Consider the following 19,271-nt stretch of genomic DNA (forward strand, 5'->3'; position numbering starts at 1 on the left):
AGGGTGGCCCGGTCGAGCCCGAGCTCCTGCCCGACCCCGCGCTGGACGTGCTGCGCGGGGTCGGGCAGGAGCTCGGGCAGCGCGTCGAGCACGTCGCGGCCCCACTCCGCGATCGCCTCGGGCGGCCCCGCAGCCCGAGGCGGCGGCGCGGGAGCGAGCGCGACGGGCGCGTCGTCGTGCGGGTCCTCCCCCGCCTTCAGCCCCTCCTTGAGCAGGAGGACGATCCGCTCGCCGTCGTCGTCGACCGCGAGGATCTCGGACCGGTCGGACGCGCCGCGGAGCCCCGGGCCGGGCGACGGCGCTCCGGGCGGCGCAGGAGCGTCGTAGACGAGGTAGGGCGAGGACCCGGTGCCGAGCCTGCTCCCCGGAGCGAGTCGGCCGAGGATCCGCAGCTCGCGCGACTGCGTGCGCGCCTTCGGCAGCGTCGACCAGTCGCGCACGACCTCGACCCGGTTGATCATCACGACGTCGCGGACGTCGGCCCACTCGTCCAGCGGCTGGCGGAGGCGGTCGAAGTGCTCCTGCCAGAAGGTCTTGGCCTCGCGGCGGTGGTAGTCGATCGCCGCACCCGCGAGGGCCAGGGCGGTCTGGTCGGCGGTCCGCTCCCACGGCTCGACGCCCGCCACCTGCTCGAGCAGGGCGACGGCCGTGGGATCGGGCTCGCGCGGCACCGGGAGGTCGACCTCGACGAGCGGCAGGGGCTCGTCGCGGGGCGACGCGAGCGACAGCAGCCAGTCGCGCAGGCGCAGGGTCGAGCGGCAGTCGTAGGCGTTGTACTCGGCGACGAGATCGAGCCGCCGCTGCCCCTCCTCGGGATCGACGAGCATCGCCGCGCGGGCCTGCACGTACTCCTCGATGCTGTCGGCCGCGTTCGTCACTCCGGAGGCGTCGCGCTGCTCGGACCCCATGTAGAGCGGCTCGAGCTTCTTGATGGAGTAGCTGCGCGAGCCCACCCGGAGCCCCCGCCGCACCACCGGATAGAGGTCCACGAGCACGCCGTCGCGCAGCAGCTGGTCGACCTCCTCCTCGCCGACGCCGTGGCGCAGGGCGAGCGAGAGCAGGTGCGTCCGCTCGTAGGAGGCGTAGTGGTAGACGTGCATCCGGGGGTACCGGGCACGGCGCTCGCGCAGGTACGCGAGGAAGTCGAGCAGCGCGACGCGCTCGGCGGCGAGGTCGTGCGCCCAGAAGGCGGTGAACTCCTCCTGGTCGTCGACCATGCCGAACAGGTAGTCGAGGCCCCACTCGCGGTTGTCCTCGGTGTGCAGCGGATCGCCCTCGAAGTCGAAGAAGAGGTCGCCCGGGTCGGGAGCGGGCAGGGCGGTGAGCACGGAGGCGTCGACGACCTCGACGGCGGGCAGCGGCGAGGACTCGGAGAGCACCTGGAGGCGCGCCTGAGCGCGGAGGGCGTCGAGAGTGCCCGCGCCCATCCCCGGCACCGGGCCGTCGTGCTCGGCGAGCGCGTCGAGGGTCGCGACCCCGGCCGCCATCAGCTTCGCCCGCTGGTCGAGCCGCATCCCGGCGACGAGGATCGGATCGCGGTGCGCCTGCACCTCGGGAGCGCAGACGGGGCAGCGTCCGCACGCCGCGTAGCGCGGGTCGCCCCAGGCGAGCGGCTCGTCGGCCGCCACGCGCTCGTCCAGCACCGCCCGCAGGCGCGCCCGCTGCACGCGCTGGACCGGCGCGATCGACGCCAGCTCGTGGCTGGTGACGGTGCCGTCGCCCAGCACCAGGTGGACCTGCGCGCCGACCCGGATGCCGCGGGCGCTCATCTGCTCGGCGTAGGCCGCGAGCTGCAGCAGCGCCGGGATCTTGGCGTGCCGGGCGAGCTTCGTGTCGTAGACCTCGTACGCGCCGTCGGCGGTGCGGAGGAGGAAGTCGGAGAAGCCGATGAACGCTCCGTCGAAGAACGTGGCCTGGAACAGGACGTCGACCCCGGCGCGCATCGCCTCCACGGCGGCGTCGGCGGCGGCCGCGTACCCGGCCGGCTCGGGCCGCTCGAACTCGAGGACGTCGTGGGTGCGCTTCAGCTCGGCTAGGAAGCGGTGCTCGTGCTCATCGCCCAGGACCGCGGTGCGGTCGAGCATCGCGTCGACCACCGGGTCGAGCCGCGCGGCCCGGCCCAGCATCGCGTCGAAGCGCCGGAGCACCGCCCACTCGCAGGCCGCCCAGTTCGACAGGTCGGTCGGGCTCGTGACCACGCGGCCGGCCTCGAGGTACATGCGACTCCCTCCGTGCCGCCGGGCGGCGGGCGCCTCCAGGCTAGGGGGACCCTCCGACACCGGGCCGTGGGAGGGTGGAGGGGTGACCAGGACGCGCTTCGAGATCATCCCGTCCGACGACATCGCCGAGCGGGCCCGCCGCGCGTTCGCCGAGCCGACTGCCATCACCCTGACCGTCACCAGCCTCCCCCAGCACGGCACCGAGCGGACCCTGGACGCGGCCGTCGAGCTCGCCGCACTCGGATTCCGGGTCGTGCCGCACCTCGCCGCGCGGAACGTCGAGGGGCGCCCGGCCCTCGAGCGGGCGCTCGGCCGGCTGCGCGACAGCGGCATCGACGAGGTGTTCGTCGTCTCGGGCGACGCGAAGAAGGCGAGCGGGACCTACTCCACGAGCCTCGAGCTCCTCCGGGACGCCGTCGAGATCAGCCCCGACCTCGCGGTGGGCGTCGCCGGCTACCCGGAGGGGCACCCGCACCTCTCGGACGAGAGCATCCTGAAGCACCTGCGCGAGCGGGGGCCCTTCCTCCGCTCGATCGTCACGCAGATGTGCTTCGACGTGGACGCCGTGGTGCGCTACGCCGACCTGCTCCGGGCGGAGGGCATCGAGGCGCAGCTGTGGGCCGGGGTCCCCGGTCCGGTCGAGCGGGCGAAACTGCTGAGCCTGGGCGCGAGGATCGGCGTGGGCTCCTCGCTGGGGTTCCTGAAGCGGAGCTCCTCGGTGGCGGGCGGACTGCTGCGCGGCCGGCGGTTCGATCCCACCGCCTTCGTCTCCCGGCTCGAGGAGGCCGCGGGCGACCGCCTCCACGGCCTGCACGTCTACACGTTCAACGAGCTCCACGGACTCGCCGCGCTCGGCTCCTGACTAGCGCACGTCCGAGCGCTTCACCCAGATCGGCGGATGCGGCAGCTCGCTCTCGCTGCGCAGGCGCCCGGCGAGCGGCGCCCAGACGACCAGGGCCACTCCGACGCCCAGGAGCAGGCCGCCGATGGTGTCGCTCAGCCAGTGCGCGCCGAGGTACGTGCGGCTCGCCATCATGGCGACGGAGTAGAGGAAGCCCGCGATCCAGACCCAGACCAGCGGGAAGATCAGGGCGAGCACCATCGCCGTCGTCGCCGCGTTCGCCGTGTGGCCGGAGGGGAACGACCCGTAATCGCTCGTGACCAGCATGTCCTCGGGGCGCGCGCGGCCGACGAGCTCCTTGACGAGCTGCGTCAGGCCGACGCTGACGAGAGCGGCGACCGTGTAGTACAGGGCGGCCCAGCGCCTGCGGAACACGAGCAGGACGGCCACGATGGCCAGCGGGATGAGCACCGTGCCGGTGATGCCCGCGCCGACGGTGTTCATGACGAGGGCCGGGATGTCCCAGACGCTCGAGCGGTGCTCGACGATCTCGTCCATCCACTCGACGTCGAAGCCGAAGGCGGTGGTCGGGCGGTACGCGATCATGATCGCGAGCACGACGGTGATCAGCAGGGCGATGGACGCCGAGATGAGCGGCCAGCGGCGCGAGACGCGGTGCGCGACTTCCTGCGTGAGGACCTTCGTGGCCGCGGGGTCGGCGGACGGGGCGGACGTCCCCATCCGCTCGCGCTGCACCGCGTCGGGGCTCGCGGAGGCGGGCTCGGTCGTCGATCGGTTCTCGCGGTTCACCATCCCGACATCCTCCCCTGCCGGACGTTCATGTGCAGGGGCTTGCGCGCGGGGGCGTCACGGGAAGAGCGGGCGGCCGATGGTGCGGTGCGATCTGCAGGGGACTGCGGGATGTGCCGGGGACGGTGCGATCTGCAGGGGACGTGAGCGGGAACACGCTTCCCTCCGCGAGGACGAGCCGAGGGCACGCGGATCCCCTGCAGATCGCGCGGACACCTGCAGACCGGGCGGGCACCTGCAGATCGTGCGGGCACCTGCAGACCGTGCGGACACCTGCAGACCGGGCGGACACCTGCAGACCGGGCGGGCACCTGCAGACCGGGCGGACACCTGCAGACCGGGCGACGCGCGCCGATCGCGTCAGTCCTGCAGGGCCGCCACGGTGCGCGGCCGCACGATCAGCCAGAGCGCCAGGATCGAGATCCCCGCGGTCGCCATCATCACCAGCGCCATCGGGATCGCGGAGGAGGCGCCGAAGATCCCGGAGATCGGCGAGAGGATCCCCGCCATGCCGAAGTTCACGGCGCCCAGCAGCGACGCCGCGGTTCCCGCCTCCTTGCCGTGGTTCACGAGTCCGAGCACCTGCACGCACGGGAAGCTGAAGCCGCACGACGCGATGAAGAGCCACAGCGGCACCAGCGTGCCCCAGAGGCCGAAGCCGAGCGCGTCGAAGAGTGCGATGAGCCCGGCGGCGGTGAAGAGCGAGATCGTGGTGATCGCGAGGATCCACTGCGGGCCGACGCGGCGGCTGAGCCGAGAGGACGCCTGGACGCCCACGACCACTCCGAGCGAGTTGACGGCGAAGAGGAGGCCGTACTGCTGCGGATCGAAGCCGTAGAGGCCCTGGAACAGGAAGGCCGAGCTGGAGAGGTAGGTGAAGAGGCCGGCGAAGGTCATGCCGCCGATGAGCGCCACTCCCACGAACTGGCGGTCGCCGAGCACCGAGCGGTAGCGCTGCAGGAGCGAGCGGCGGTCGCGGTCGCCGCGGGCCGTCCGCGGGCGGGTCTCGACGATGAGGAGGGCGACGGCGATCATCACGACGAGGCCGTAGGCGGCGAGGAAGACGAACACGCCGCGCCAGTCCATGACGAGCAGCAGCTGCGAGCCGATCACCGGGGCGAGCACGGGCGCCAGGCCCGAGACCAGCGCCAGGCGGGAGAGCATCAGGACCAGCGGACGTCCGCCGAAGAGGTCGCGGACCATCGCCATCGCCACGACTCCGCCGGCCGCGGCTCCCGCGCCCATCAGCACGCGGAACACGCCGAGCCAGACGATGTCGGGGGCGAACGCGGCGCCGATGCAGGTGAGCACGTGCACGGCCGTCGCCAGGATCAGCGGCAGCCGCCGTCCGACCGCGTCGCTCCACGGTCCCACGATGAGCTGGCCGAGCGCGAAGCCGAGCGTCGTGCCCGTCAGCGTCAGCTGCACCGCCGCCTCCGACACGTTCAGCTCGTCCTGCAGCACCGGGAAGGCGGGGAGGTAGAGGTCGATCGTGAACGGCCCGAGCGCGGTGAGCGCTCCCAGGACGATGACGTAGACGAGGCGCTGGCGCATGGTCAGGGCGTCGCCGGGGTGGCGGTGGACGGGGACGGAGCCGGTGGGCGTCGGGGCGACGGTGGTCACGGAGGCCTTCCTGCGCGAGGCGCGGGGAGCGGGGCGGAGTCGTGCGGGAGCGGCGCCGGAACGACCGCGAGGAGCGGCGCGGGATGCTCGCATCCCTGCACCGCTCCTCACGCTAACCGCCCCGGGCGCTCCTGCACTCCCCCTCGGTCGAATTGATTCGACTATCAGTTCATCCGTGGACGTGATCGACCGGGCTCGAGGCCGTGAGCGCTCTCATCGCACTCGCAGCAGCGCGACCCCCTGGGGCGCCAGAGTGACGGAGTCGGCGTCCTCGCCGGTCAGCACGTCGACTCCGGCGATCGGCACGACGGCGTCGGAGCGGCCGTGATTGATCGCGAAGACGAGCGCGCCGCGGCGCACGAGCTCCACTCCCTCGATCGGCTCGGCGACGATCCCCTCGACACCCGCGTCGGCGAGCACGCGCTCGACGACCGTCCCGAGCAGCTCCGGCGCGGGCCACGTCGCGACGTACCAGGCGGATCCGCCTCCGGTCGTCTCGCGCCGTGTGATCGCGGGCCAGCCGTCGAGGTCGTCGGTGAAGCGCGCCAGCACCTCGGCGCCCTCGGCGTGCAGGTACTCGCGCCAGCGGGTGACGACGCCCTCGAGCGAGCCGGTGACCGTCGAGTCGGGCAGATCGTCCGAGAACGCGTCGGCGGAGGCGAGCGGCGCGAACTCCTCGACCCGCACGCCCAGCGTCGACTGCAGCGCGCCCAGGTAGCCGCCCTCGGTGATGTGCGCGTCCTCGTCGGTGATCCCGCTCTGGAAGGTGGTGACGAGGTGGCCCCCGCCCTCCGCGTACGCGGCGAGCCCGGCCAGATCGTCCGCTCGCGCGGTGAACAGCGCCGGAGCGACGACGAGGTCGTAGCCGTCGAACGGGCCGGAGGCGCGCACGAAGTCGACCGTGACGTGGCGGCGGGTGAACTCGCGGTGCCACGCGGTGACGTGCGCGGCGTAGTCGATCGCCCCCGGAGTCGCGTCCTGCTCGATCGACCACCAGCTGTCCCAGTCGAACACGATCGCGACGCGGGACTCGACCTCCGTCCCGAGGATCTCGTCTAGGCGGCCGAGCTCGGCGCCCAGCTCCTCGACCTCGCGGAACACGCGGGTCTCGGGGCCGCCGTGCGGCACGAGCCCCGAGTGGAACTTCTCGGCGCCGGCGCGCGACTGACGCCACTGGAAGAAGAGGATGCCGTCGGCTCCGCGGCCCAGCACCTGGTAGCTCCAGGCCCGCATCTGCCCGGGCTTCTTCGGCGCGTTGCTGCGGCGCCAGTTGACGGCGCTGGTGGCCTGCTCCATCAGCAGCCACGGGCGGCCCTCGCCGAGCGAGCGCATCAGGTCGCGCGCGACCGCGGCGGTGAAGGGCGCCTCCGGATCGGCGGGGTCGGGGTAGAGGTCGTCGGACACGACGTCGACGTGCGGGGCCCAGGCCCAGTAGTCGACGGGCTTGAACAGCCCCATGAAGTTCGTGGTGATCGGAGTCTCGGGCGAGTACTCGCGGAGGATCTCCTTCTCGGCCAGGTAGCACTCGAGCAGCTGCCGGGAGGAGAAGCGGTCGAAGTCCAGGCGCTGGGTCGGGTTGGGCAGCGTCGGCATCGCCGCGGGCGGCCGCACCTCCTCGAAGCTCGAGTAGCGCTGCGACCAGAAGGCGGTGCCCCAGGCTTCGTTGAGCGCGTCGATGCTCCCGTACTTCTCGCTCAGCCACTCGCGGAACGCGAGGACCGCCGACTCGGAGTAGTCGTGCGAGACGTGGCAGCCGTACTCGTTGCCGATGTGCCACATCTCGAGGGCGGGGTGGCCGGCGTAGCGCTCGGCGAGCTTGCGCACCAGGCGCGCGGCGTAGCGGCGGTAGACCGGCGAGGACGGCGCGTACTGCTGGCGCGAGCCCGCTCCGAGGACCACGCCGTCGGCGGTGACGGGCAGCATCTCGGGGTGCTGGTGGCTCAGCCACGGAGGCGGGGACGCGGTGGCGGTGGCGAGGTCGACGCGCACGCCGCCGGCGTGCAGGCCGTCGAGCACCTCGTCGAGCCAGGCGAAGTCGAACTCGCCGTCGCGCGGCTCCAGGTGCGCCCACGAGAAGACGCCCACCGTCGCGAGGTTCACTCCGGCGCGGTTCATCAGGGTCACGTCCTCGGGCCACACCTCCTTCGGCCACTGCTCGGGGTTGTAGTCGCCTCCGTAGCGAACGGGCATGTGCTCTCTCCTTCGACCGCCTCAGCGGTGGTGCGGGCCGGGGCGCCGACGGTGGCGCCCGGTCCCGGTGGTCCTTCAGCAGGGTAAGCGCTTACCGCCGCGCTGCCCAAGCCCCGGCCGTCACGGGCCGAGCGGATGCAGCGGCGCGGCCAGCGGATTCGCGAGCAGGTGCTCGAACGCGAGCTCCGCCGCTCCGATCATCAGCAGGTCGCCGCCGAGCTCGGTGCGCGCGATGCGGACGGAGTCCAGCGCCACCCGGAACGGACCGCCGCGCGTCAGGCGCTCCTCGAGGAACCCCGGCGCGACTCCGACGAGGGCGCCGAGGAACCCGCCGAGCACGACCAGCTGCGGGTTGAAGATGTTGACGACGTTGCGCAGCGCGACGGCCAGATGGCCGAGCTGGCGCTCGACCTCGGCGCGGACGGCCGGGTCGTCGGAGGCGGCGAGCGCCTCCTCGAGCCGCTCGCTCTCCTCCAGGCCCAGCACGCGCAGGAGCTCGGCGCGGCCGACCTCGGTCTCGAGGCAGCCGACGGCCCCGCAGTGGCAGTCGACGCCCGCGCTGTTGACGAGGGTGTGGCCGATCTCGCCCGCGTAGCCGTCGATGCCGTGCAGCGGGGCGCCTCCGACGATCACGCCGGCGCCGACGCCGCTCGCGCCGCCGTTGAGGTAGATCAGGTGCGAGACGTCGCGGCCGGCGCCGAGCACGCTCTCGGCCAGCGCGCCGAGGTTGGCGTCGTTGGCCGAGAGGACGGGCAGTCCGGTGGCGTCGGCGAGCATCCGCGAGAACGGCTCGTCGCTCCAGCCCAGGTGCGGGCCGGTGCGGACGAGACCGTCGGCGTCGCGGACGAGGCCGGGCACCGCGACTCCGATGCCGACGGTGCGCGCGTCCTCGGGCAGCTCGGCGCGCAGCTCGGCGATCGCGTCCGCGGCGAGCGCGGCCGCCGCCTCGGCGGTCGGCACGATCGCGGTGCGGCGGAGGCGGCGGCGCACCTCGGCGTCGAAGCCGACCACGGCGACCGTCACCGCATCGATCTCGGGATTGACCGCGAAGGCGACGACCCGGGGGTCGGCCTCGACGATCGGGCTCGGCCGCCCGACCTGGTTGAGCGTGTCGGGCTCGCGCTCGCGGACGATGCCGAGCTCCACCAGCTCGCCCACGAGCGCGGCGATCGTGGACCGGTTGAGCCCGGTGGCCCGCGTCAGCTGCGAGCGCGAGCGGGGGCCGCCGCGGTGCACGAGACGCAGGATCGCGGCCAGGTTGTGGCGTCGGACCCGGTCGAGAGTGTTGCCGCGCGTCGCATGATCGGGCATTCCGCGGTCTCCTCTGGTCTCGCATCAGCCTATCGGCGGGCCGGAGAGCCCTCCTCCCGACGGAACGTCCGCCGAGAGCCCCTCTCGCGCACGATGGTGGCGGAGAGGCGCTCCCGGCGGAGGTTCTGCACGGTTCAGGCGCCGACGCGGCTCCAGGTCCAGCTGCCCTCGGGCCCGTCGACGCTCACGTCGGCGCCCGAGCGGGTGACCGTGAAGACCGTCTCGGCCCCGGAGTCGTGCGCGACGACCCGCGCCTCGCGCACTCCGTCACCGCCCGGGAACACCCGGAGCTCGAGGCCATCGAGGTAGTCGTACTCGGCGACGTCCGTGCGGGAGCCCACGGGCACCACGGCGCCCTCGCGCACGTAGAGCGGCAGGGTGTCGAAGCCGTGCACCTCGCGGCGCCACTCCCCCGTCGAGTCGATGCTCTCGCCGGTCCACCAGCTGGTCCAGCGGCCGCGGGGCAGGTAGAACTCGACCGAGCCGTCGGCGGTGAACACGGGCGCGACCAGCAGGTCGTGGCCGAGCATGTACTGCGTGTCCAGGTGCGAGGCGTTCCGGTCGTCCTCGAACTCGAGCGTCATCGGGCGCATCACCGGGATCCCCGCGCGGGCCGCCTCCGCCCCCGCCGCGTAGAGGTACGGCATCAGCGAGAGCTTGAGCTCGGTGAAGCGGCGGGTGATGTCGACGGCCTCGTCGCCGAACTCCCACGGCACGCGCACGGAGGTCGAGCCGTGCAGCCGGGAGTGCGAGGAGAGCAGGCCGAACGCCAGCCAGCGCTTGAAGACACCGGGGTCGGGCGTGCCCTCGAAGCCGCCGATGTCGTGGGCCCAGAAGCCGAAGCCGCCGAGCGCGAGCGACAGCCCGCCGCGGAGGGTCTCGGCCATCGACACGTAGGAGGAGGTGTTGTCGCCGCCCCAGTGCACCGGCAGGGCCTGCCCGCCGACGGTGGCGCTGCGGGCGAAGAGCGTCGCGCGCCCCTCCCCCAGCTCCTCGACGAGCACCTGGTGCACTGCGAGGTTGTAGAGCTGGGTGTACCAGTTGTGCATGGCCTCCGTATCGGTGCCGTCGGCCCAGACCACGCCCTCGGCCGGGATCCGCTCGCCGAAGTCGGTCTTGAAGGAGTCGACGCCCTGGCGCACGAGGACGCGCAGCTTCTCCTGGAACCAGCGCGTCGCCTCCGGGTTCGTGAAGTCGACCAGCGCCATGCCGGCGACCCAGAGGTCCCACTGCCAGACGTCGCCCGACGTGGTCTTCAGCAGGTAGCCCTTCTCGCGGCCCTCCGCGAAGAGCGGCGAGGCCTGGGCGATGTAGGGGTTGATCCAGACGCAGGTCTTGAGGCCCCGGTCGTGCAGGCGGGCGAGCATGCCCTCGGGGTCGGGGAAGGTGCGGGAGTCCCATTCGAGGTCGGTCCACTGGAACTCGCGCATCCAGAAGCAGTCGAAGTGGAACGCCGACAGCGGCAGCTCGCGCTCGGCGAAGCCGTCGATGAAGGAGTTGACGGTGTCCTCGTCGTAGCTCGTGGTGAAGCTCGTCGTCAGCCAGAGGCCGTAGCTCCACGCGGGCACGACGGAGGGGCGGCCGGCGAGCCCCGTGTAGCGGCGCAGCACGTCCTTCTTCGTCGGGCCCTGGATCACGAGGTACTCCAGCGCCTCGCCGCCGACCGAGAACTGCACGCGCTCGACCGACTCCGAGCCGATCTCGAACGAAACGAGGCCGGGGTCGTTGACGAGCACGCCGTAGCCGCGGTTGGAGAGGTAGAAGGGCACGTTCTTGTAGGCCTGCTCCGAGGAGGTGCCGCCGTCGGCGTTCCACACGTCGACGGTCTGGCCGTTCTTCACGAACGGGCCGAAGCGCTCGCCGAGACCGTAGACGAGCTCGCCGACGCCGAGGTCGAGCTGCTCGTGCACGTACGGGTCGCCGTCGGGACCGGTCAGGTAGCCCTGGGACTTGTGGCCGGAACCCGTGAGGCGGGTGCCGGTCGCGGTGTCCCAGAACTCCAGCGACCAGGGCGCGCCCTGCGCCACGCGGACCTCGAGGTCGCCCGTGCGGAGCACGCCGCCCGCCTCCGTGACGCTCGCCTCGCCGACCGAACCCTCGGTCAGGTCGAAGCCGGGGCGGGTCGCCGTGCCGCGCCAGTGCTCGATGCGCACCTTCGCGACGCCCTCGGCGGGCGAGGAGATCGTGACGGTGAGCGCGGGCCGGTTCAGCACGTCGCCCCGGCCCTGGATGACCTTGGTCGGCGCGATCACCTCCAGTGCGGAGCCGGTGGCGCGGATGTCGTACGCCTCCTGCGCGAAGAGGGCGGTGAATCCGGCCCTCGTCTGCCAGAACCCGTCGGTGAACTTCATGCGTGTGCCTCTCTGGTGGCGGTGGAGGTGGTCGTGCGGAGTGCGGGCACCGCGGAGCAGGGGCCGGTGGGGCCCCCGCTCGCGGTGGAGGTGCTACTTGACCGCGCCGGCGGTGATGCCGCGGGTCAGCGTGCGCTGGAAGATCAGGAAGAAGATCAGCGTCGGGAGCAGGCCCAGCAGGGCGCTCGCGCTGGTCGTCGTGACGTCCATGATCTTGTCGCCCTGGAGGCTCGAGATCGCGATCGGGACGGTCTGCGTCGCGTCGCTCACGAGGAACACCAGCGGGATGAGGAACTCGTTCCAGGTCCAGATGAAGAAGAAGATCATCAGCACCGAGAGGGTCGGCCGCGAGATCGGCACGATCACCCGGGTGAGGACCTGCCACTTCGACGCGCCGTCCAGCGCGGCGGCCTCGAGGATCTCCTTCGGGAACGTGCCGTAGACGCTCGAGAGCAGGTACGTGCCGAAGGCCGACTGGATGACCGTGAAGATGATGATCACGGACAGCTGGCTGTCGTAGATCCCGACCGCCTTGAACATGTAGTACAGCGGGTAGAGCAGGGCCTCCTGCGGCAGCATGTTCGCCAGCAGGAACAGCACGATGATCCAGCTGCGGCCCTTCACGCGGCCGATGCCGATCGCGTAGGCGTTCAGGACCGAGAGCGCGACCGCCAGGATCGCGACCGATCCCGAGATCAGGATCGAGTTGCCGAGCTTCTCCGGGAAGTTCACCCGCTCCCAGAAGGTCGACAGGCCGTCGAAGGAGAGACCGGTCGGGAACGCGAGCGGGCCACCGGCGGAGTACTCGGCCGGGGTCTTGAACGAGTTGAGCAGGATCAGCAGCACCGGGCTGATGATCACGAGGCCGATGACGACCGCGACCACGAGGATCGCCCAGTCGCCGATCGTGCGCTTGGTGGTGCCCTTGGCGGGCTTGGGCGCGCGGCGCGACGTGGTCAGGTCGCTGTCCGCGGTGCCCGCCTGGGTGAGGGGCAGGGTCTCGATGGCCGACATCAGCGGGCTCCTTCGCTGCGCTCGACGCGCTCCTGGGCGCGGATGAACAGCACGGCCAGGATCACGATGACGATCGTGAGCGCGGTCGCGATGGTGGCGCCGTAGCCCACCTGCTGCTTCTGGAAGAACTCGGTGTAGGAGTAGTAGCTCGGCACGATCGTCGAGTCGCCCGGACCGCCGCGGGTCAGCGCGTAGATCGGTCCGAAGACCTTCAGCGCGGCGATCGTGCAGGTGAGGGTGACCACGAAGATCTCGGGGCGGATGATCGACACGGTGATCCAGCGGAAGCGCTGGAACCAGTTCGCTCCGTCGAGCTCCGCGGCCTCGTAGAGCTCCGGATCCACGCGCTGCAGCGCCGCCATGAAGATGACGACCGGGTAGCCCAGCTGGACCCAGATCATCACGACCATGATCGAGAGCATCGCGGTGTCGGGCTTGCCGAGCCAGTCGTGCGAGAGCGAGCCGAGGCCCACCGCCTCGAGGATCGAGTTGAGCGCGCCGTTGTCGGGGCGGAGGATCCAGCCGATGACGATCGCCGCGATCACCGTGGGGAGGATCTGCGGGAGGTAGTAGGTGGCGCGGAGGAAGCTCGCCAGCTTGCCGCCGAACTTCTTGCCGACCAGATCGAACAGGATCGCGGCGAGCAGGAGGCCGAGGATCGTGGGCACGATCACCATGGCGATGATCATGTAGACGGAGTTGAGGAACGACGTCCAGAACTGGTCGTCGCCCATCAGTTCGACCCAGTTCTCGAGGCCGATGAAGATCGGCGGCTTGATGCCGCGCCACGAGGTGAAGCTGATGTAGACGTTCCAGACGAGCGGGATCAGCACGATGAACGCGAAGAGCACGAAGCCCGGGATCAGGTATCGCCAGTAGCCGCTCGAGCGCTTCTCGCGCGGGGGCTTCGCGGCCGGAGGCGGTGGCGCGCTCTCCGCCCGACGCGGTGCGGTCGTCGTCATGGGTACTCCTAGAGGGGTGTGCGGTGCTCGGAGGAAGAAGTGGGGGCGGGGACGGGCGTGTCGAGACCCGCCGCTCCTGGCGGTGGGGGATCTCGATACGCCCGCTGCGCGGGCTACTCGATCAGCAGAAGGACCCCTTGCTGGTCGAGTAGCCCCGGAGGGGCGTATCAAGACCGGCGGCTCCCGGAGGACGGGATCTCGATACGCCCGCCGCGCGGGCTACTCGATCAGCAGAGGGCGGGAGGACGTGCTGCCAGCCGCTGCTCGCTGGTCGAGTAGCCCCGGAGGGGCGTATCGAGACCCGCCCGACCGGGAGGGAAGGAGCAGCGGGGTGACCTCAGCGGAGCTTCATGCGACCCCATTGAGGGGTCGCCGTCGCGTCAGCGAGGCTTCCGCAGTGATGCACGCCTTCGGCGTGCGGCTGCCGCCTTGGACGACATCAAGTGACGCTGCGCGTCACTTGATGTCGTCGACGCCGTCGTCGTACTTCTCCTGGAGCTGCGAGAGCATCTCGTCCGTCGACGTCGACTTGTTCAGCAGCTCCTGCGTCGCCGCCACGAGGTCGTCGTAGAAGGTCGCGGTGGGCCAGTCGGGGTAGAAGGAGAGCTGGTCGCCGTCGACGACCGTCTTCCACTGCGACAGCAGCTCCTTGCTCTTCTCGTCCGTGATCGCCGACTCGTCGACGACCAGCGGGATGCCTCCGTTGTTGCCGATCAGGTTCTGGATCTCGGGACGCATGGTGATGTCGATCCACTTGTAGGCGAGGTCCTTGTTCTTCGCCGTCTCGGGGATGACCCAGTGGTTGCCGGCGGAGCCCATCGTGAACTCGGCGCCCGGGAAGAGGAAGGTGTTCCACTCGAAGCCGGTGATCTCGGTCTTGAAGCGGCCGAACCACCACGAGCCCGAGAAGAAGATCGGGTACTCGCCCGAGATGAAGGCGGTGCCCGCGTCCTCGGCCTTGAGCCCGGAGGCGTCCGGCGAGATGTAGCCCTTGTCGACGTACTCCTGGAGCTGGCCGGCGGCGTAGGTCCACGCGGCGTCCGAGAAGTCGACCTCGCCCGTGTAGGTCTGGTAGTCGGTGATCCACTGGCGGTCGGCCTTCAGCAGCGCGAGCTGGTAGAAGAGCTGCTGCAGCGGGTACTCGGCCCCGGCCTCGGCGAGGGGGGTGATGCCCTTGGCCACGAAGGCGTCGAGCACCGCGATGAACTCGTCGTAGGTCGTCGGCACCTCGAGGCCGTTCGCCGCGAAGACGTCCTCGTTGTAGTAGACGAAGGTGAACTCGCCGTAGTTCGGGATGCCGTACCAGGAGCCGGAGCCCATGATGCCGTCCTCGTCGTACTTGGCGGTCGTCTGGAGGGCGCCCGGGACGAGCTTGTCCCAGCCGTAGAACTCCACGGCCTCGTCGAGGTTCGTGAGCAGGCCCTGGCTCGAGAGCAGACCACTGGTCGCGTTGCCCTTGTTGTACTCGACGACGTCGGGGGCCGAGTTGGAGTTGAAGATCTGGCTGGCGCCGGTGCGCAGCTGCTCGAACGCCTTGAACTCGTAGGCGATCTCGGCTCCGGTCTCCTTCGTGAAGATGTCGCGGGCGGCGAGCCAGGCGATGCCGCGGTCGCTGTCGGGGGTCTCGAAGTCCCACATGGTGAGGGTGCGGCCGGCGCCGTCGACCTCGGTGGCGAGGGCGTCGGATCCGGCGTCGGATCCTCCTCCGGAGCAGGCGGCGAGCGCGAAGATCGCGCCGATGCCGACGCCTCCGGCGATCAGGCCGCGTCGGCTGAGCGAGCCGACCGCGGCGGCGGTGGGGCGGTGGAAGGCGGTGCGGGGACGAGGCGACATAGCGGGTGTTCTCCTTCGGACGGTGCCGCTGGGCTGTGACTGCGTGGGTGGTGGTGGAGCGCTCTCCGAGCAGCCGTCCATCGAAGCGTTTCGACGATCGACGGACGAGGAGTCGGAGAAGAGGTGGAGGTGGGAGGGGCGTCAGGAGGCGATCGGCGCACGGGCGCGGATCGCCGCGAGCGCCACGGAGCCGCGATCGACGTAGTGGGGCGGGAGGAGATCGACTCCGACGGTGCGTCCGGACTCGATCTGCTGGAGGGTGCGACCGACGGCCGCACGGCACATCGCGTCGAACGGCAGGGGGAACGAGCTGACCGGGACCGGCAGCGCCGCCCCGTCGTAGCTCGCGCAGGCGGCGAGGACCGAGAGGTCCCCGGGGACGGAGAGGCCGCGCTCGAGCACGCGCTCGACGGCGGCCTCGGCGACCGGCTCGTTGCAGTGCAGGACGAGCGCGGTCGGGGCGAGGACGGATCCGAGGATCGCGTCGACGGCGGACGCGGCGCTGGCCCGGCCGAGGTGGGGCCGCTCGACGACGACCTCGAGGCCGAGCGCCTCGCACTCCGCCTGGAACGCGTCGTCGAAGCGGCGCACGAAGCCGGCGTTGCGGTCGGTGTACGACTGCGGGTGCTCGATGAGCCCGAGCGAACGGTGGCCCTGCTCGGCGAGCGTGCGGACGCTGCGCCGCGCCGCCTCCGCGAAGTCGAGGTCGACGCAGGCCAGCTCGTGCGCGTCGGAGGGCACGCCGATGAAGGTCGCGGGCACCCCCGCGTCGCGGATGAGCGCGGCGCGGTCGTCGTCGTCGTCGACGCCCATGAGCACGATGCCGTCGACGAGGGAGGAGGAGGAGACGCGGCCGATGCCGCTGGACGCCTCGTCGGTCACGAGCAGCAGCACGTCGTAGTCCGACTCGCGGGCCCGCTCGAGCACTTCGGTCACGAAGCGCATGTGGGTGGGCAGGTGCAGCTCGCCGCGCATCGGCGCCGAGAGGGCCAGGATGTGCGTGCGGGCCCCGGCCAGCATCCGGGCTCCGGCGTGCGGCCGGTAGCCGAGCTCGCGCACGGCCTCGTCGACCCGCTGCCGGGTCGTCGCGGCGATGGAGCGCTTGCCCGACAGGGCGTAGGACACCGTGCTGATCGAGACCCCGGCAGCGCGGGCGACGTCGTGGATGGTCGCCATCGTTCCTCCTGCCGGACCTCGTCGTCGGACCCCGGTCGCGCTCGAAACGCTTCGACGGGGCGTGCTGCTGAGCACTGTACGCAGAGTCGAAGCGCTTCCGCAACAGGTTTGTCGCGACCCGCGACATATCCGGCGGGCGTCGGCGCACAGGCTCTCGATCCGCATTGCGCGCAGCCGCCGCCCCCGATATGTTGGCCACAACAACAATTCGGCGACGTCGCCGGAAAGGATCGAATCCATGTCCCTGACCCCCACCCGCGCCGACAAGTTCTCGTTCGGCCTCTGGACCATCGGCTACAACGGCACGGACCCCTTCGGCGGCCCGACCCGCGAGCCCCTCGATGTGGTGCACGCCGTCGAGAAGCTGGACGAGCTGGGCGCCTACGGCCTCACCTTCCACGACGACGACCTCTTCGCGTTCGGCTCGACCGACGCCGAGCGCCAGACCCAGATCGACCGCCTCAAGGGCGCGCTCGAGTCGACCGGCCTCGTCGTGCCGATGGTCACCACCAACCTCTTCAGCGCCCCGGTCTTCAAGGACGGCGGATTCACCTCCAACGACCGCGACGTCCGCCGCTTCGCGCTGCGCAAGGTCCTCCGCAACATCGACCTCGCCGCCGAGCTGGGCGCCCAGACCTTCGTCATGTGGGGCGGCCGCGAGGGTGCCGAGTACGACTCGGCCAAGGACATCCGCGCCGCTCTCGAGCGCTACCGCGAGGCCGTCAACCTGCTCGGCGACTACGTCACCGACAAGGGCTACGACATCCGCTTCGCCATCGAGCCCAAGCCCAACGAGCCCCGCGGCGACATCCTCCTGCCGACCCTCGGACACGCGATCGCGTTCATCGACTCGCTCGAGCGCCCCGAGCTCGTCGGCGTCAACCCCGAGGTCGGCCACGAGCAGATGGCGGGCCTGAACTTCACCGCCGGCATCGCCCAGGCGCTGTACCACGGCAAGCTCTTCCACATCGACCTCAACGGCCAGCGCGGCATCAAGTACGACCAGGACCTCGTCTTCGGTCACGGCGACCTGCACAACGCGTTCTCGCTCGTCGACCTCCTCGAGAACGGCGGCCCCGGCGGAGTCCCCTCCTACGACGGCCCGCGCCACTTCGACTACAAGCCCTCGCGCACCGAGGACGAGACCGGAGTCTGGGACTCGGCCGCTGCGAACATGCGCACCTACCTGCTGCTGAAGGAGCGCGCCGCGGCCTTCCGCGCCGACCCCGAGGTGCAGGAGGCTCTCGCCGCCGCCAAGGTCGCCGAGCTGCAGACCCCGACGCTGAACGAGGGCGAGTCGTACGACGACCTGCTCGCCGACACCGCGTCGTACGAGTCGTTCGACGCCGACGCCTACCTCGGCGGCAAGGGCTTCGGCTTCGTGCGCCTGCAGCAGCTCGCGACCGAGCACCTGCTCGGCGCCCGCTGACCCGCCCGGCACTCCCCTGACGGACGAGACCCCCTGCCCTCCGGCACGGGGTCTCGTCCGTTCCCTCGTACCCCCACGAAGACACGTCCCGCTGCTGCGGGAGGAACGGACACGGCGATGACGCTGGTCGCAGGAGTCGACTCGTCGACCCAGAGCTGCAAGGTGGTCGTGCGCGACCTCGAGAGCGGAGCGGTCGTCCGCACCGGTCGCGCGAGCCACCCCGACGGCACCGAGGTGCACCCCTCGGCCTGGTGGGACGCCCTGACCGCGGCGATCGCGGACGCCGGGGGACTCGCCGACGTCGCCGCGATCTCGATCGGCGGTCAGCAGCACGGCATGGTCGTGCTCGACGCCGACGGCGAGGTGATCCGTCCCGCACTGCTCTGGAACGACACCCGCAGCGCCGGTGCCGCCGAGGCGCTGGTCGCCGAGCTCGGCGCCGAGGAGTGGGCGCGCCGCACGGGCACCGTCCCCGTCGCCTCCTTCACCGCCACGAAGCTCCGCTGGCTCCGCGACGCCGAGCCCGAGAACGCGGCGCGCGTCGCGGCGGTGGCCCTCCCCCACGACTGGCTGACCTGGCGCCTGCTCGGCTACGGCCCCGGATCGCCCCGCGGCGTCGACCTCGACGCCCTGACCACCGACCGCTCCGACGCCTCCGGCACCTCCTACTGGGGCGCCGACGGCTACGACCTCGAGCTGCTCGAGCACGCGCTCGGCCACCGTCCGCGGCTCCCCCGGGTGCTCGGGCCGTCGGAGGAGGCGGGTCGGACCGCGGAGGGCCTCGTGGTCGGCCCCGGCGCCGGTGACAACGCGGGCGCCGCTCTCGGGCTCGGCGCGGGACCGGGAGACGTGGTCGTCAGCATCGGCACGAGCGGCACCGTCTTCGCGGTGACCGAGGACCCGGTGCGCGACCCCTCCGGCACCGTCGCCGGCTTCGCCGACGCGAGCGGACGCTTCCTCCCGCTCGTCGCGACGCTCAACGCCGCTCGCGTGCTGTCCTCGACCGCCGCCCTGCTCGGCGCCGGCTTCGACGAGTTCGCCGAGCTCGCGCTGCAGGCCGAGCCGGGTGCCGACGGACTCGTGCTCGTGCCGTACTTCGAGGGCGAGCGCACCCCGAACCTGCCCGAGGCGACCGCGAGCCTGCACGGCATGACCATCGCCTCGACCACGCGGCCGAACCTCGCCCGCGCGGCGATCGAGGGCATGCTCTGCGGACTCGCCGACGGCCTCGACGCGGTGCGCGGACTCGGAGTGGTCGCGCACCGCATCCTGCTCATCGGCGGAGCGGCGCAGAACCGCGCCGTGCAGCTGGCCGCCTCGCAGGTGTTCGACGTTCCCGTCGTGGTGCCGACGCCGGGCGAGTACGTGGCCGACGGCGCCGCGGTGCAGGCCGCGTGGGCGCTGACGGGCTCGCGCCCGACGTGGGCGGTCACCTCGGTGGCCGAGCCCGCGGCCGACCACCGCCCGGCCATCCGCGCGCAGTACGCGGCGGCCCGCGCCTGACGCTCCTGG

13 protein-coding genes are annotated in these 19,271 nt (G+C 71.6%); 3 read left to right on the top strand and 10 right to left on the bottom strand.

The genetic code is table 11. The features are described 5' to 3' along the window. A partial coding sequence (locus tag NB037_RS07990; RefSeq protein ID WP_251944903.1) for a TM0106 family RecB-like putative nuclease occupies positions 1–2,219 on the bottom strand: 2,219 nt, incomplete at its 3' end. Positions 2,220–2,301: 82 nt separating this feature from the next. Here NB037_RS07990 and NB037_RS07995 point away from each other — a divergent pair. Then, complete coding sequence (locus NB037_RS07995) at positions 2,302–3,081, top strand: methylenetetrahydrofolate reductase (protein WP_251944906.1); 780 nt, start codon at positions 2,302–2,304, stop codon at positions 3,079–3,081. On the opposite strand, the gene NB037_RS08000 is transcribed toward NB037_RS07995, so the two are convergent. The 9 genes from NB037_RS08000 to NB037_RS08040 all read right to left on the bottom strand — a co-directional run bounded on the left by NB037_RS08000 (position 3,082) and on the right by NB037_RS08040 (position 16,330). Then, entirely contained in the window at positions 3,082–3,873 is a 792-nt protein-coding gene (locus NB037_RS08000; protein ID WP_251944908.1) for a phosphatase PAP2 family protein, read from the bottom strand. A gap of 357 nt (positions 3,874–4,230) precedes the next feature. Continuing rightward, positions 4,231–5,424, bottom strand: a complete 1,194-nt coding sequence (locus NB037_RS08005) for a multidrug effflux MFS transporter (protein ID WP_251944942.1) — start codon at positions 5,422–5,424, stop codon at positions 4,231–4,233. A 282-nt stretch (positions 5,425–5,706) separates the two neighbouring features. Further along, positions 5,707–7,683 carry a beta-galactosidase gene (locus NB037_RS08010; RefSeq protein ID WP_251944911.1) on the bottom strand — a complete coding sequence of 659 codons (1,977 nt, stop codon included), beginning with the start codon at positions 7,681–7,683 and terminating at the stop codon, positions 5,707–5,709. 120 nt (positions 7,684–7,803) lie between these two features. Further along, complete coding sequence (locus NB037_RS08015) at positions 7,804–8,994, bottom strand: ROK family transcriptional regulator (RefSeq protein WP_251944912.1); 1,191 nt, start codon at positions 8,992–8,994, stop codon at positions 7,804–7,806. A gap of 134 nt (positions 8,995–9,128) precedes the next feature. Beyond that, the gene (gene yicI, locus NB037_RS08020; RefSeq protein ID WP_251944914.1) at positions 9,129–11,345 is read right to left on the bottom strand and encodes an alpha-xylosidase; all 2,217 of its coding nucleotides are present in this window, start codon (positions 11,343–11,345) and stop codon (positions 9,129–9,131) included. Positions 11,346–11,438: 93 nt separating this feature from the next. Continuing rightward, positions 11,439–12,359 (bottom strand): carbohydrate ABC transporter permease, encoded by a 921-nt coding sequence (locus tag NB037_RS08025; RefSeq protein WP_251944917.1) that lies wholly within the window; start codon positions 12,357–12,359, stop codon positions 11,439–11,441. Beyond that, positions 12,359–13,321 carry a carbohydrate ABC transporter permease gene (locus NB037_RS08030; protein WP_251944920.1) on the bottom strand — a complete coding sequence of 321 codons (963 nt, stop codon included), beginning with the start codon at positions 13,319–13,321 and terminating at the stop codon, positions 12,359–12,361. The genes NB037_RS08025 and NB037_RS08030 overlap by 1 nt, the downstream gene beginning before the upstream one ends. Before the next feature lie 456 nt (positions 13,322–13,777). Next, positions 13,778–15,154, bottom strand: a complete 1,377-nt coding sequence (locus tag NB037_RS08035; protein WP_251944921.1) for an ABC transporter substrate-binding protein — start codon at positions 15,152–15,154, stop codon at positions 13,778–13,780. 141 nt (positions 15,155–15,295) lie between these two features. After that, positions 15,296–16,330 carry a LacI family DNA-binding transcriptional regulator gene (locus tag NB037_RS08040; RefSeq protein ID WP_251944923.1) on the bottom strand — a complete coding sequence of 345 codons (1,035 nt, stop codon included), beginning with the start codon at positions 16,328–16,330 and terminating at the stop codon, positions 15,296–15,298. A gap of 238 nt (positions 16,331–16,568) precedes the next feature. Between NB037_RS08040 and xylA the strand changes: the two genes are divergently transcribed. Beyond that, complete coding sequence (xylA, locus tag NB037_RS08045; protein WP_055791178.1) at positions 16,569–17,759, top strand: xylose isomerase; 1,191 nt, start codon at positions 16,569–16,571, stop codon at positions 17,757–17,759. Between the two features lie 117 nt (positions 17,760–17,876). Beyond that, complete coding sequence (xylB, locus tag NB037_RS08050) at positions 17,877–19,262, top strand: xylulokinase (RefSeq protein ID WP_251944924.1); 1,386 nt, start codon at positions 17,877–17,879, stop codon at positions 19,260–19,262. The last annotated feature ends 9 nt before the right edge of the window (positions 19,263–19,271 follow it).

The sequence above is a fragment of the Rathayibacter rubneri genome (assembly GCF_023743255.1).
GTDB lineage: Bacteria > Actinomycetota > Actinomycetes > Actinomycetales > Microbacteriaceae > Rathayibacter > Rathayibacter rubneri.

What these genes read in the sequence shown, in the direction of transcription:
- NB037_RS08000 (WP_251944908.1), bottom strand. Translation starts at nt 3,873, where the DNA reads ATGGTGAACCGCGAGAACCGATCGACGACCGAGCCCGCCTCCGCGAGC.
- NB037_RS08005 (WP_251944942.1), bottom strand. Translation starts at nt 5,424, where the DNA reads ATGCGCCAGCGCCTCGTCTACGTCATCGTCCTGGGAGCGCTCACCGCG.
- NB037_RS08010 (WP_251944911.1), bottom strand. Translation starts at nt 7,683, where the DNA reads ATGCCCGTTCGCTACGGAGGCGACTACAACCCCGAGCAGTGGCCGAAG.
- NB037_RS08015 (WP_251944912.1), bottom strand. Translation starts at nt 8,994, where the DNA reads ATGCCCGATCATGCGACGCGCGGCAACACTCTCGACCGGGTCCGACGC.
- yicI (WP_251944914.1), bottom strand. Translation starts at nt 11,345, where the DNA reads ATGAAGTTCACCGACGGGTTCTGGCAGACGAGGGCCGGATTCACCGCC.
- NB037_RS08025 (WP_251944917.1), bottom strand. Translation starts at nt 12,359, where the DNA reads ATGTCGGCCATCGAGACCCTGCCCCTCACCCAGGCGGGCACCGCGGAC.
- NB037_RS08030 (WP_251944920.1), bottom strand. Translation starts at nt 13,321, where the DNA reads ATGACGACGACCGCACCGCGTCGGGCGGAGAGCGCGCCACCGCCTCCG.
- NB037_RS08035 (WP_251944921.1), bottom strand. Translation starts at nt 15,154, where the DNA reads ATGTCGCCTCGTCCCCGCACCGCCTTCCACCGCCCCACCGCCGCCGCG.
- NB037_RS08040 (WP_251944923.1), bottom strand. Translation starts at nt 16,330, where the DNA reads ATGGCGACCATCCACGACGTCGCCCGCGCTGCCGGGGTCTCGATCAGC.
- xylA (WP_055791178.1), top strand. Translation starts at nt 16,569, where the DNA reads ATGTCCCTGACCCCCACCCGCGCCGACAAGTTCTCGTTCGGCCTCTGG.
- xylB (WP_251944924.1), top strand. Translation starts at nt 17,877, where the DNA reads ATGACGCTGGTCGCAGGAGTCGACTCGTCGACCCAGAGCTGCAAGGTG.